This is a genomic window from Bifidobacterium sp. ESL0820 (assembly GCF_052606235.1).
This window is the reverse complement of record NZ_CP199594.1, coordinates 13711-27305: the sequence shown is the minus strand read 5'-3', so window position 1 is coordinate 27305 and position 13595 is coordinate 13711. Positions and strand designations below refer to the sequence as shown.

The 13595-nt window shown below is 61.3% G+C and carries 11 protein-coding genes and 1 tRNA gene; 2 read left to right on the top strand and 10 right to left on the bottom strand.

The annotated features are described in order from the left end of the window. Positions 1–17: 17 nt before the first annotated feature. The 10 genes from ACUIAH_RS00135 to ACUIAH_RS00090 form a co-directional block, all read right to left on the bottom strand. Positions 18–572 (bottom strand): DUF3180 domain-containing protein, encoded by a 555-nt coding sequence (locus tag ACUIAH_RS00135; RefSeq protein WP_306221231.1) that lies wholly within the window; start codon positions 570–572, stop codon positions 18–20. Beyond that, positions 569–1651, bottom strand: a complete 1083-nt coding sequence (locus ACUIAH_RS00130; protein WP_313838196.1) for a dihydroneopterin aldolase — start codon at positions 1649–1651, stop codon at positions 569–571. The genes ACUIAH_RS00135 and ACUIAH_RS00130 overlap by 4 nt, the downstream gene beginning before the upstream one ends. 82 nt (positions 1652–1733) lie before the next feature. Beyond that, positions 1734–3848 carry an ATP-dependent zinc metalloprotease FtsH gene (gene ftsH / locus ACUIAH_RS00125; RefSeq protein ID WP_045924746.1) on the bottom strand — a complete coding sequence of 705 codons (2115 nt, stop codon included), beginning with the start codon at positions 3846–3848 and terminating at the stop codon, positions 1734–1736. Then, on the bottom strand, positions 3845–4447 hold the full coding sequence (hpt, locus tag ACUIAH_RS00120; protein WP_101432715.1) for a hypoxanthine phosphoribosyltransferase: 603 nt from the start codon (positions 4445–4447) through the stop codon (positions 3845–3847). The genes ftsH and hpt overlap by 4 nt, the downstream gene beginning before the upstream one ends. Next, positions 4434–5543, bottom strand: coding sequence for a tRNA lysidine(34) synthetase TilS (gene tilS, locus ACUIAH_RS00115; protein ID WP_313838200.1), 1110 nt, complete (start codon positions 5541–5543; stop codon positions 4434–4436). The genes hpt and tilS overlap by 14 nt, the downstream gene beginning before the upstream one ends. Positions 5544–5562: 19 nt before the next feature. After that, complete coding sequence (locus ACUIAH_RS00110) at positions 5563–7011, bottom strand: D-alanyl-D-alanine carboxypeptidase/D-alanyl-D-alanine-endopeptidase (RefSeq protein WP_445340973.1); 1449 nt, start codon at positions 7009–7011, stop codon at positions 5563–5565. 86 nt (positions 7012–7097) lie between these two features. Then, positions 7098–8729, bottom strand: coding sequence for a hypothetical protein (locus tag ACUIAH_RS00105; protein ID WP_445340972.1), 1632 nt, complete (start codon positions 8727–8729; stop codon positions 7098–7100). After that, positions 8726–9571, bottom strand: a complete 846-nt coding sequence (locus tag ACUIAH_RS00100; protein WP_445340971.1) for an ABC transporter ATP-binding protein — start codon at positions 9569–9571, stop codon at positions 8726–8728. Before ACUIAH_RS00100 ends, ACUIAH_RS00105 begins: the two co-directional genes overlap by 4 nt. 78 nt (positions 9572–9649) lie before the next feature. Then, positions 9650–10876 carry a glycosyltransferase family 2 protein gene (locus tag ACUIAH_RS00095; protein WP_045924751.1) on the bottom strand — a complete coding sequence of 409 codons (1227 nt, stop codon included), beginning with the start codon at positions 10874–10876 and terminating at the stop codon, positions 9650–9652. Then, complete coding sequence (locus ACUIAH_RS00090) at positions 10876–12315, bottom strand: AI-2E family transporter (protein WP_445340970.1); 1440 nt, start codon at positions 12313–12315, stop codon at positions 10876–10878. Before ACUIAH_RS00090 ends, ACUIAH_RS00095 begins: the two co-directional genes overlap by 1 nt. Positions 12316–12405: 90 nt before the next feature. On the opposite strand from ACUIAH_RS00090, the gene ACUIAH_RS00085 reads away from it, so the two are divergent. After that, on the top strand, positions 12406–13299 hold the full coding sequence (locus ACUIAH_RS00085) for a glycosyltransferase (protein ID WP_045924753.1): 894 nt from the start codon (positions 12406–12408) through the stop codon (positions 13297–13299). A gap of 60 nt (positions 13300–13359) precedes the next feature. Further along, positions 13360–13431 (top strand) — tRNA-Glu (locus ACUIAH_RS00080). The last annotated feature ends 164 nt before the right edge of the window (positions 13432–13595 follow it).

Sequence of the window (13595 nt, the reverse complement as noted above, 5' to 3'; positions counted from 1 at the left end):
ACGGCCTCGAACGCTGTTCAGCCCGGCCTTTTACTTGAATTGGCCTTTATCTTCGCCCTGTCAGCGGTATCGGTCGCATCGGCCATGGGTCTTCGTGAGGACTTGCGCCGATCGGGGTTCTCAGGCCCGTCATCCGGGGGCAACTGGCAGAGCCACTCCCCCACAGCTCCGGCCACGACATCGATCAGACAGACCAGGGAGGCGACCAGGCACTCCTGCATGACCCGTGTGTAATAGGGCGCGCCTGCATGCCCCATGCTGATCAGTGCCTGACTGCCATACCAGCCCAACAGGGCGGCACAGGCAACGCCCAAGGCCTTGCTCATGATCAGCACGTTGACCGCGAAGCGCAAATCCATCTCCTTGCGGTCTCCCTTGGCGTAGCGATGCACCTGGAAGGCCATGATCAGGATGGCCGCCCCCAGCAGGAAGAGCAATACGCTGACCAGCCAGGGAACCCCCATGAGGTCCGTCCTGGTGGACATGCCCAGTTCCGAGATGCCGGCGCCTCCCATCAGCCCCAAGACCAGGGCGACCAGGTAGTGCACGAGCGGTGTGCGGCGGGCCCTCATGACAACCCGTCCAGAATCCAGTCCTCCGAGACCAGGCTGATGCGATCCCGGTCAGGAGCGCGGTTGGCCAGGCTTGCCAGACAGGATCCGTCAGCTCCAGGCAGACTGTGTTCAGGCTCCAAGTAAGCCCAGGGAATCAAAATGCGCGATGGAGCATGGGCAGCCAGCAGAGGCGGACGGTCCTGAGAGGACAGAACCGAACCATCCAAGCTCTCCACCTCGACCACGTCTGCATCCAATCCGCCCATCTGTCTGATAGGGGCGGCCACCATGTCCAGGGCCGACCGCAGTTCCTCCAGATTCAGCGGTGTCTGCAGAATAACCACGGCCGATAGACGCTGATCACCCTGGTCGTCCCGATAGGCATATAGGGGCGAGATGCCGACCAACTGACTGCCGGGGATCCCGTCCAAGGCTGCGAGAGCACGAAGCATGGTCAGCCGGTCGGTTCCCGATGCTCCCTCCAGCGCAATCACATCACGCATCAGAAGGCCCTTTGGCTTGGCCCCCTCAACAGTCGGCTGACTAGACGCTTCGTTATCATTCTCCAAATCCGAGGACAGGCCGTTCTGCGTGGAGGAGGTTACGGGGTGACGCAGCCGTGCCTGTGCCGCATGGCCAGAATCGGCCTGACCAGACAGCAGGAAGGAGGGATGCCCTAGAGCAGCATTCCCGCCGCCCCTGACTCGTCCAGATTCCATGCTGGCCGGGTTGCCTTCCACCTGATCGTCGGCCGCACGCTCCAGGGTGACGCCCACCTGGAAACCGACCCCTGTTCCCTGGTCAGCACCCAGACGGGTGACCGTGACCCGGGTGCGGCGGATCTGATGGGAGAGCAGGATGGCATCAGCCACCTTGGCGGTCAGGGACTCCAGAATCTCATCAGCCGGCTCGTTTTGGACCAGGTTGACGATCCGCCGGACAATCTGCACATAGTCCACGGTCTGAGTGCCGTCGTTGAGCCTGCCTGCCTCACTCAAATCCAGGTAGAGGACGGCATCGACCTGGTAGCCGAACCCAGGCTTCTGCTGGCCATGCAGGGGTGCGACCTTGATGGAACTCAGACGGATGGAATCCATGATGTACGCTCCTCCCTCGCCTTGGAAGATTCACTGGCACCGGCCCCGGGACCATATGCAGGGCACCGAGCCGATTCAGAATTCAGTGCTGGTCCTCTGCGGACGGTCCGTTTACGCTGCGCCTGAGCTCCTCAGGAATCTCCACCGGAGGCTGCTCGGAGTCCGGCCGATCCGGCGCAGACAGCCAGAGCTGACGTTCGGGAGCCTTGCGCAGACCAGCGAAGACCGCAGCCAGCTCGTCCTTGTTCAGAGTCTCTTTGACCAGGAGCTGTCGAACGAGCTCATCCAGCACGTCACGGTTTTCAGTGATGATCCGCCAAGCCTCTTCGTGAGCCGTCTCGATGAGATTGTGGACCTCCTCATCGATGGCCTCGGCCGTCTTCTCTGAGTAGTTGTGGGGCTTCAGGGCATCGAGTCCGGCGTCCTGGTCATTTTCGTCAGCCCACTTGATGGCGCCCAACTTGGATGAGAACCCATACTGCAGGACCATCTGGCGGGCGATGCTGGTGGCCTTCTCGATGTCGTTGGAGGCGCCAGTGGTCGGGTCATGGAAGACCACCTCCTCCGCCACGCGGCCGCCCATGGCATAGGCCATCTGGTCAAGCAGCTCGTTGCGGGACTGCGAGTAACGGTCCGTGGTGGGCATGACCGCGGTGTAGCCCAGGGCCCGCCCGCGAGGCAGAATGGTCACCTTGGTGACCGGGTCGGTGTGGTGCAAGGCCGCAGCAACCATGGCATGGCCGCCCTCATGGTAGGCGGTGTTGCGCATCTCGGCCAGAGCCATGCCCTTGGTCCGCCGCCGAGGTCCGCTCAGCACGCGGTCGATGGCCTCGTCGATGGCCCGGTTGTCGATCAGCTGGGCATCGGAACGTGCGGTCAGCAGAGCAGCCTCGTTGAGCACGTTGGCCAAGTCGGCGCCGGTGAAGCCAGGCGTCCGCACGGCCACAGTGTGCAGATCCACGTCAGGCACGAAGGGCTTGCCCTTGGCGTGGACCTTGAGGATGGCCTCGCGGCCCTCCAGATCCGGGGCCTCCACGGCCACCTGACGGTCGAACCGGCCGGGCCTGAGCAGGGCCGGGTCCAGGATGTCCGGGCGGTTGGTGGCTGCGATGATGATCAGGTTGGTGTCGTTGTCGAAGCCGTCCATCTCCACCAGCAGCTGGTTCAGGGTCTGCTCGCGCTCGTCATGGCCGCCGCTCATGCCGGAGCCGCGCTTGCCGCCCACAGCATCGATCTCATCGATGAAGATGATGGCCGGCGCGTTCTTCTTGGCCTCATCGAACAGGTCGCGCACTCGGGAGGCGCCCAGACCGACGAACATCTCGACGAAGTCAGAGCCTGCCATGGAGTAGAAGGGCACGCTGGCCTCGCCGGCGATGGCCCTGGCCAGCAGGGTCTTGCCGGTTCCAGGGGGGCCATAGAGCAGGACGCCACGGGGTATGCGAGCGCCCAGGGCCTTGTACTTGGAGGGATCCTTGAGGAACTCCTTGATCTCCTCCACCTCCTGGACTGCGGCCTCCTCGCCGGCCACGTCCGAGAACTTGGTCTTGGGGGTCTGCCCGTCGCTGAGCTTGGCGGAGTTCTTCTTGCCCCCCATGCCGAACATGCCGCCGCCGGCCGCCGAGGACATGCGCGAGAGCAGGAACCAAAAGACTCCCAAAATGATCAGCATGGGCAGGATGGAGGATATCAGGTAGCTCATCATGCTGGTCTGCGGCACCACCGAGTTGTACCCCTCGGAGGGCTTGGCCTTCTCTACGGCCTTGACCACCTGCTGCCCCTGGGCCTCCACGTAGTAGAACTGCACGTCCTTGCCGAAGTTCTTGGAGGTGCGGTTGCCGCGGAAGCCGGGCACATCCTTGACGAAGTCACTATTGAGCTTGAGCTCGACAACCTGCATTTTCTCGGTGATCTCGGCCTTCTTGACCATGCTGCTGCGGTCGTTCAGCAGCTCCAGGCCGTCCTGGGTATCGATGGTCTGAGCGCCGTTCTGGCTGCTGAAGAAGCCGAAGATGGCCAGGATGATGACCACGGCCAGAATCCCCCAGAGCCAAGGGGAACGCCAGAATGAGCGGTTGCCCCCATTGGGGCCAGAACCGTTGTTGCCCAGGTTGAAGTTGAAGGGGTTGTTGCCCTTGTCTCCGTTGTCCTTGCCCCCATTGGGCGGACCCTGCTGCGGTCCCTGCGAGTAGCTCATGACTGCTCCCCCTGATCCTGATGATCCTGTTTCTGGGTCGGGTCCATATATTCCTCGGACCTGAGTACGGCTATCGAGTCGAGATTACGGTACTGCTCGTCGTAATCCAGCCCAAAGCCCACAACGAATTCGTCGGGTATGGCGAACCCTGGATATTTGACATCCACCTCCACCTCGTGCCGCGAGGTCTTGTCCAGCAGAGTGAAGATCTCCACCGATGCAGCCCCTCGCTCCTTGAGATGCTCGACCAACCAGTGCAAGGTGTAGCCGGAATCGATAATATCCTCAACGATCAGAATATGCCGACCGCGCACATCGCAGTCCAAATCCATCCTGATGTCCAGGTCTCCCTCAGAAACGCTGGTCTTGCCTGCCGGATAGCTGGAGATGCTCATGAACTCGATCTGAACCGGAATGGTGACGGCCTGCGAGAGGGCGGCAAGCGTGTTGAAAGCCCCCTTGAGCACGGCCAGCATGATCGGGTTCTTGCCCCGGTAATCCCGGCTGACCTGCTTGGCCGTCCGGTTGATCAGCTCTTCTATCCGTTCCTTGGACACCAGTTCATGGTCGATATGGGATTGAATATCAGCGATGCGCATGGTCTCCATCATTGCATATGAGAATGACTTGACCCTTACGGATTGCTGTATGGGAGCTGGGAAAACGAGGGCCCTGCTGGCCGTGCCACCGGCAGACCAAATTATCCAGAGCCTGGACCTGCACGGCCGTGAACCGTATGCCCAGTTTGGTCAGTACCTGGGCCAGCAAGCGGGTGCGCAGAGCCGGATGGCAGTCGGCCAATCCGTGGGCATCCAAGCAGGCCAGCACCCCCTTGGCTATCTGGTCCGAATCGGGGCGGGAGACCAGCCGCTGGAACAAGCCATCCACCTGGGTGTCCAAATAATCCTGATCCAGACGGGCCATATCCGCGCCAAGGGCCAGGCGGCGGGCCATGTCCCGCCCAGCGAAGCGATTCAAGGCTGGCAGCAGGTCGTGGCGGATCCGCGAGCGCAGCGGCAGGGTCTCGGGAAGCGTGGAATCAGCCGGTCGATCATCGCCGTTAGTAGGGTCATCCCACCAGTCGATCCCCTGCTGGCGGCAAATAGCCGTGGTATCCTTCCGGTCCAGGTCCAGAAAGGGACGCAGGTAACGCATTCCCCCACGCTCCACACGCCGAGCCATGCCGGTGATGGCCTCCAGCCCCTGTGAGCGAATCAGTCCGATCAGCACCGTCTCAGCCTGATCGTCACGAGTGTGCGCCAGAAGGACGGCCTTGGCCCCCAGCTCGAGGGCCTGTTCGGAGAGCGCCTGGTAGCGGGCTGCACGTGCATCGGCCTCAGGGCCGGCCGAGGTGACCGGTACATCCACTCTGGTGACGCGGACCGGATCCAATCCCAGCTTCCGGCAGGTTCCAGCCGCGCGCTCTGCGACCTGATCCGAATCAGGCATCAGACCATGATCGATCAGCAGGGCACCGCACCGCAGCCCGGTCATGTCGGCCACCAGGTGGGCCGCACAGGCCAGGGCCAGGGAATCCCGGCCTCCAGAGCAGGCCACCAGAATCAATGGGGCATCCGGATCGGGCCGATGCACCCCGTGATGGGCGAACCGCTGATCCTGCAGGCCCAAGCCCTCCCCGTCAAGGGTCGAACGCAGGAGCCCCACCGCCTTTTTCATTGCCGCTGAATAGACCATGGTCCAGGCTTCTTCCTGCTCAAATCCGATCCAAGGATCCGACCAAGGTGTCCACAGCCTGTCGGGCAGCAGCCGCGTCCTCGGAATCGTTGACGACCACAGCAAAGACCAAAACGCCGCCAGAGCGACGAATCACATTGCCCGTAAGCGAGGTCACCTGATCCAGAGTGCCGGTCTTGACCCGAATCAGTCCATCAGCCTGGTCATCCACCTTTCGGCTGGCCGCTGTGCCGGTCAGGCCCACTACAGACAGGCCCTTGACCAGGGGGGTCAAGCCCTTGTCAGCAAGAGCCAGTTGCTGGACGTCAGCCAAGGTGCCCACCCGCAGGACGGAGCCAGGAGTAAGCCCCGAGCAGTCGGCCATGTTGAGTCCCGCGGTGTCCACGCCCAGCTTGTTCAATGTGCTGATAACGGCTTTCACGGCACCAGCTGGGCTGTTGGGCATGTTCAGGGCCAAGGCGGTCAGACGGCCGAAAAGCTCGGCCAGGCTGTTGTCGGAGTTGCGCAGCATCAGCGACATAACCTCACTGAGCCGCGCCGAGTGGATACGGGCCAGAACCCTGCCCTGGGCGTGGTCGGTCCGGTCGGGCCCCTGGGCATTGTCCACCTGGATCCCGGACTCCATCAGGCGGCTGGCGAAGGATACTGCAGCGGCCTGAGCCGGGTTTTCGACCCTGGGCAAGTAGACCCCTGCATCCGGGTAGACAACAGGCTCAGTCCGTCCCTGCCGGGCCTCATCCACAGCCATGGAGACCGGCACCTGGAAGTAGATTCCATCAGGATTATTTTCTGCAATTCCCTCCGGCTCCCGATCGTCGCCGAAAAGCGTGTCTTGGTAGGCCAGGGCCACTCGGTCGATCCCCTGCTGGCGCAGAGCCTGAGCCGTCTTCTCGGCCAGAGTCCCTAGTCCGGCCCGGCCATTGACATGCATGGGGTCGTCTTTGCCTACACCTAGGAGCATATCGCCGTGACCGCGCAGGGTCAGCGTTGCCTGCGAGGGAGCAGAGGAATCCAGAACCGCCTCAGTATCCAGCTGTGAGGACATGTCCAAAACAGAGGCGGCTGCGGCTGCGGTCAAGGTCTTCATGGTGGAGGCCGGTTGGCGCGCCTGGTCGGCGTTCCTCTGGGCCAGCACCCGTCCGTCAGCCTGTCGCACGACCAGCGAGTAGCCATTGCCCAGGCCCGGCGTATCAGCGAAAGCGTTGACCAGCTGCTGGACCTGGCCGGCATCCGCTGCGGACCCAGGCTTGTCGGCGGCAAGGGTCGGCGGCACGCCCATCATGACCGCAGGGGGGACCGAAGAATGACTGGTCTTGGCCAAGGTCAGCGGTCCAGGCACCAGGTCAGCCAGGTCCATGCATGCATAGCCGGCAACCAGTATGACAGCCACAAGCGTGGACAGGGCCACCCGCCAGCGTCGCTTGATCCGACGACGGCGTGTCATGCGCAGCTGATGTCTGTCACCCAATTGCTCACTCCCGGACTTGTGCTCGCCAACCGAGTTCGGATCGGTAGGCATCATCTAACTAGCCTAGTACTGGTCCTGTCACTGCATCAGGACTGCAGAGAGGCATAGCGATCCAGAGTCAGCAGAATGGCCGACTGTCGACGATCGAAGATCCGGGACCCTAAAGCTACACCTATGGCGAGGGTAATCAAACCGTTGGCCAGTGCTACCGGCATAGGCAGCCAGAGCGGAAGCATCCCGCCTTTGGTCATGGACAGCAGCGCCACTAATAAAGTGGGCAGCATGATCACCAGGCTAGCCAGCAACTGCAGCATTGGCAGGAAGCCTTGGGCAACAGCACGCCCCTGGGGCGAAGTGAAGGGCTGGTCCATAGAAGGGACCGGATAGATCAGCAGGGCCGAGAAAATCTGAGCAACTCCCAGACCAGACAGAAGCAATCCGACCGTCACAGCAAGCATATCCAAGGAGATGGCCAGGTCCCTTCCACCCTTCATTGCCCCGGAGAGGATCAAAGTCACCAGCCCAAGCAGGAGCATGCAGGGCATAGCCACGATCAGATGGCTGCGGACCCGGGACAGCCGGTCCTCACGACCCTTCACTCCCGCAGCTATCTCCATTCGCAGGGCGAGCCCATCGTAGGCCAAGGCGTTGCCCTCGGGAATCTCCAGTATCAGGGCGCCCAAAACCGGTCCCAGCCATATCAGCATGGGCATCTGACGGAAGAGTATTGCGTACAGAACCATCAGGACCAGCAAAAGCGGATAGATAGACAGCTTGCGGGAATCTTGACGCAGATAGATCAGGAGCCGTGCGATCATTGCATCCACAGTGTTCCGGGACCGGCCCAGCATCCCCAGTCCCTTGGAAGCTGTCGGCCGCTCAGCACTCGCCCCAGTATGCAAACGGTCATGACGCAGGCACACCATGCCGATCATGAAGCAGAGAGCCAGTGTGGCCAGCTCCATAAACAGACGTCCGGCCAGAGCCCACCATGATCCCAAAATAAGATCCTCAGGCAGACGGACAGCGGCACCCAGCGGCGTCCAAGCAAGCAAATCGGCCACGGATTTCATGGAGTCGGCGTCCACTGCCATACCGTTCATAACCCCACTGCTCAGCAAAGAGGGCAGCATGCACAAAACCATGATCACCATGGTGACCAGCAGATAGAGCCCGGACCGGGTGCGCCGAGAAACCATCAGTGTAACGACCAGGTCCAAAATTGCACGGGACAAGGCCAGCAACACCATGACAGCCAGCAGTGCCGCTACCAAAGCCACGATCGCAGCTCCGACACCCATGCGGGCATAGATGGCCGTCAGAGCCAGGAAGCAGACAAGACCGGTCAATCCCGCAGGCCCGGCCAGCCCGGCCAGGTAGAGCCCCAATTGCAACTGACCGTCAGGAATCCCGTAAAGGATGAATCGCGAAGGGCCCAGGATCGACCCCTGGCCCAGAAAGGTCAGTTGGATCAGAATCACTCCCAGGGTCAGCCCGACCAGGAACAGGACCAAGATGGTTCCCATACGCTGGCGGTCGCCCGGATCGGCCTTGGGCAGCCATCCCCCCAGTGCCAGCGCAGCCTGCCAGGAGGCCAGGCAGATGCCAATGACCATGAGCAGGCTGATGATGGCCCCGACCATCTGCCAGGAGGAGTGCTTGACCGTTCCCCAGGCAATGGACCAACGCATGGCGATGATGGTGGCTGCCGTTCTCATTCCGCCTCCTGGTCTTCCTCGGACCCGGAACCGTTCAGCCAAGCGATCCGGCGGGCCTGATGGCGGCCGCCGACGAGATCCAGGAAGCGATCCTCCAGATCCTCCCCTGCTGCGACCTGAGCCACCGTGCCATCAGCCCGAACCAGCCCATGATTGATGATGGCTACATGCGTGCACATCCGCTCCACCAGGGCCATGACATGCGAGGAAATGACTACTGTTCCTCCTGTATCGACATACTCGGCCAGGATGTCCTTGAGGTTGGCGCTGGAGACCGGGTCGACCGATTCGAAGGGCTCATCCAGCACCAGAAGCCGGGGGGAATGAATCATGGCAGTAGCCAGGCAAATCTTCTTGGTCATTCCGGATGAATAATCGCAGACGCGCTTTCCTCCGGCATCGGTCAGGTCAAAAGCCTCCAGCAGGTCCCTGGCCCTGCTCAGCGCCTCCTCGCGCGGCATCCGTCGAAGCATGCCCGAGTAGACCAGCAATTGCAGACCGGTCAGCCTGTCGAAGATCTGGTCGCCTTGGGGCATGACGCCTATGATCCGCTTGGCTGTATCCACGTCAGACCATACGTCTCTGCCCAGAATCATGACCTTTCCGGAGTCAGGCGCCAGGAGGCCGGTCACCATGTTCAGCGTGGTGGTCTTTCCCGCGCCGTTGGGGCCGACAATCCCATAGAAGGACCCTCTGGGAATATCCAGAGAGAGGGCATTGACAGCAGGCCGGCCCTGGTAGCACTTGACCAGGGCGCGAATAGAGACCGCTGCCTGTGGATCGGGCGGAGGAGCCACTGCCGTGTGGGCGGTCATGCTGGCTGATCGGGCTTCATCGGACATGGCCTTAAGTCTATCCCACCATTATCTCGCTCCTGGCCACCTCCATAATCTAGTTCGCATGTCGGCGGATGCCCGGTCTCAGTGTCCGGAGTGCTCGATGGGCTTCCATCCCGGATTGGCGAAGATGGCCTGGAAGGAGATGGGCAGGTAGCTCAGCATGAAGATGGGGAAACTCAGGCAGTAGGCGAAAAGCTCCTTGTTGGAAGCGCCGATCTTGTCCCGCTCGGCCAGGACCGTCAGTGCGGCCAGGCCCATCATGGCCAGGACACCCAGAACCCCGGCTGCGATGCCATTGATCAGTTCAGTCACCTGGCTGGTCCAGGTCACGAAGCCCAGAGCCGGGAAGAGCAGACCGAAGAAGCAGCGGACCAGAGCCAGGACGGTCAGCGGGCAGATGAGAATGGTCAGGTCCACGGCCGAGAAGTCGCGTTCACGGAAGGCTCTGGAGATCAGGGCGGGCCCGTAGTAGCGGAAGACCTGAAGGAAGCCCTTGCTCCAGCGCAGCCGCTGCCGCCAGCTCTGCTTGAAGGTGACCGGCTGCTCGTCATAGAGGATGGCGGTGCCGCAATAACCGATGCGCTCGCCGTGCAGAACCGAGTCCATGGTGAACTCCAGGTCCTCGGTCAGCAGGTGGAACTTCCAGCCGTTGTTGCGCTCCATAACCTCCCTGGAAAACATGAACCCGGTGCCGCCCACATGGCAGCTGGAGCCGATGACCATCCTTGAGGTGTTGAGGAACCGGGATTCACGGATGAACCATAGGGCTGAGCCGGAGGAGACCCAGTTGTCCGAAAAGTTGACCGAGTTGCGGTAGCTGGTCAGTATGCGGAAGCCGGACTGGAAGGCCTTGTTCATCTCTTCGATGTAATGGCGGTCCAGGAGGTTGTCCGCATCGAAGACGAAGTAGGCATCGTAGCGGGAGGCAAGGCCCCGCTCAAGTATCTGGTCCAGCAGAAAGGTCAGAGCGTAGCCCTTACCCACCTGGTTCGGATCCTGCCGCTCCACCACATGACAGCCCAGGGACCTGGCCAGTCCGGCGGTGTCGTCAGTGCAGTTATCGGCCACCAGCCATATGTCGATCATGGAGGATGGATAGGTCTGTTCCTTGATGGAATTGATCAGATGACCGACCACCTGCTCCTCGTTGCGGGCCGAAATAAGGACGGCGAACCGCTTGTCGAAAGGGGCCTCGGGAAAAACCGTGGGCTTGGAGACAAAGGAGATGACGATGCAGATGGCCTGGTAGACGATGCCCACCCCGCCCAACAGCATCATCAGAACGTCCAGCACTTTGAGCAGAGCCATCAGCGCCACTCCTTGCGAGGGTTATCCTCTTCCTCGGAGGCCTCGTTGGTGGTCTCGGTGCCTTTGAGCGGCCTGTGCCTTACCGGAGCCGAGGCGGACTTGGGTATGGGAACCGTGGCTGACTCATCCAGATCCTTGGCCGTCGGGGAAGAGATCGGGTAGAGCTCGCGGGCAATGGTCATGACCGGATCGTCCACTCTGACCCTGGCGCTGGTCCCCTTGGCCGACCGGCTGCCCACATGGCTGGCCACCGGCTGAACCACGTGCTCGTTGAAGGCCTCGACACCCTCGACCACCTTGGACTTGCCGACCGGCTTGGGATCCTGCATGAGCGGGGAGTCGATCAGCTCGTAGTGCTTGACCGAAGCCGAGAATATGGCCTGGAAGCTGGCCGCCAGAGGCAGGGCCAGGAAGGCGCCCAGAGCGCCGAAGACCGCACCCAGGGCCAGTACGGAGAGGAAGGCGATGGCTGGGTTGAGGTCCATGGTCCGCTGGGAGATCTTGGGAGCCAGGATCATGTTTTCGATCTGCTGGTAAATGATGATGTAGACCAGCACGATCACGGCCACCAGCAGTCCGCGGCTTCCCCAGGCCACCACTACGGGAATAGCTCCGCCTATGTAGGTGCCGATGGTTGGCACGAACTGGGAAACCAGCCCGCAGAAGAGGGCCAGCGGCAGCCAGTAGGGCACCTTCAGAATGACCAGAAAGACCGACATGCAGGCCGCAGAGATGAGCGCCAGAATGGTTCTGCTGAACAAAAAGCTGGAGATCTGGTCCTGGGCGATGGTCCAGACAAAAAGGAAACGGCGCTGGCTCCTGGGGGCCAGCCACTGGCAGAGGCTGCGGCGCAGTTTGGGGCCTGCGGCGGAGATGTAGTAGATGACCAGCAGGACGGTCATGATATTAATGAAGGACCCGACCAGGCCCACGGTGGTGTTCAGGGCCTGTCCTGCGAAGTCCGTCACCCAGGAGGTCTGGATGTTCTTGACGATCTCACCGCCAAGATCCTGCATGGCCGGCAGGTGCCAGGGTGTGCGGCTGGCGATGAATTCCGCAACCTGCTCATAGAGTGCCGGCGCCCCGTTGGCCATGCCGATGACCTGCTGAACCAGCAAATTGCCGAACATGCCCATAAGGACGATCACAATGATGATCAGACCTATCAACGTAACCGCAGAGGCTGCTCCCCGCCGCCAGCCATGCCTGACCAGTCTGAGCACCAGAGGCTCCATGGCAAGGGAGACAAAGATGGCGATCACCACATCCAGCACCAGGAATTCGATCTTCCACCAGGATGCGTAGGCGAACCAGGCCAAAAAGACAGCTATCACTACATAGAGGAGGGCACGGCCGAACCATTCCGGAGGTCGGCGCGGATCCCCCTTGGGCGGGAAGACCGTCGCGAAATCGAAGCGCTGCTTTTGCTCGTTGGCCATATGTTCCATTATCCCAAGATGGCTGACATGACGGGCTATAGGGCACAGGTTGAGCCGACGGTGTATCCGGGCACACGTATCCTGAGGGGTATGTTGACCGTTTCCATAGTCATACCCGCCTGGAATGAGGAAGAACGCATTGAGGACTGCCTCCTGAACGCCACCAGGCAGAGCCAGGCACCCAAGGAGGTGCTGGTAGTCGACAACCACTCCACAGACGCAACGGCCTCCATCGTCCAGCACTTCATCGATCAGCACCCTGACCAGCATGTCAAGCTTCTCCATCAGGACAGTGAACAGGGGCTGATCCCCACCCGCAATTACGGACTTGACCGGGCAACCGGCGATGTGCTGGGCCGGATTGACGCCGACTGCATGCTCCGTCCCAATTGGGTGGAGGTGGTCTCCGGCATCTTCACCCGGGACCCCAAGGCCATGGGCGCCACTGGACCGGTGGCCTACTATGACATGCCAGGCAAGCGGATCGGGCTCAAGGGCGACAACACCATCCGCAAGGCCATCTACCGGGCCGACGACGGGCAATACCTGCTCTACGGTTCCAACATGGCCCTGCGCGCCACGGCCTGGCGGGCCATACGCAGCCACGTCTGCAGGGACAAAGAGGACATCATGCACGAGGATGTCGATATCTCCCTGCACCTGATTGATCAGGGGTTCAAGACGGTCTACTGCAAGGACATGAACGTGGGCATCAGCGCCCGCCGGATGGACACCTCCTTCACATCCTTCCGCCACTACATGCAGCGCTTCAAGAACACCTTCGATGCCCACCCGCAACACACCAGGGAGCAGAAGCCCGAGCACACCCTCTACGCCATCTACCCCATCCTCAGGGCCTTCTACCCCGTCTACCAGAAGTACCTGGAATCCGCCGATATCAACCCTGCGGAACGTGTCTGGATCCGCGAACAGATGGAGCTCTTCCATCGCCGCGACCAGGAACTGGACCAGGAGGATCACTGACCGACGGACGGCACACCAGGCTTGCCTGGTCCATAGGTGACGGGTATCATGGCCACGTTCGCCCCCGTCGTCTAACGGTTAGGACACCAGACTTTCAATCTGACAGCGAGAGTTCGACTCTCTCCGGGGGTACAAGGCAAAGGGTTGGAAAACGGCGGTATTCCGCCGTTCAATAAATTCGCAAAAAATCAGCATAGAATCCGAATCAGGCTGTTTCGGTCTATCTTGAGCCAAGATAGTGCACACAACAGTACACACTTATAGATCACCGCCGACGAGAATCCACCAGCATGGTG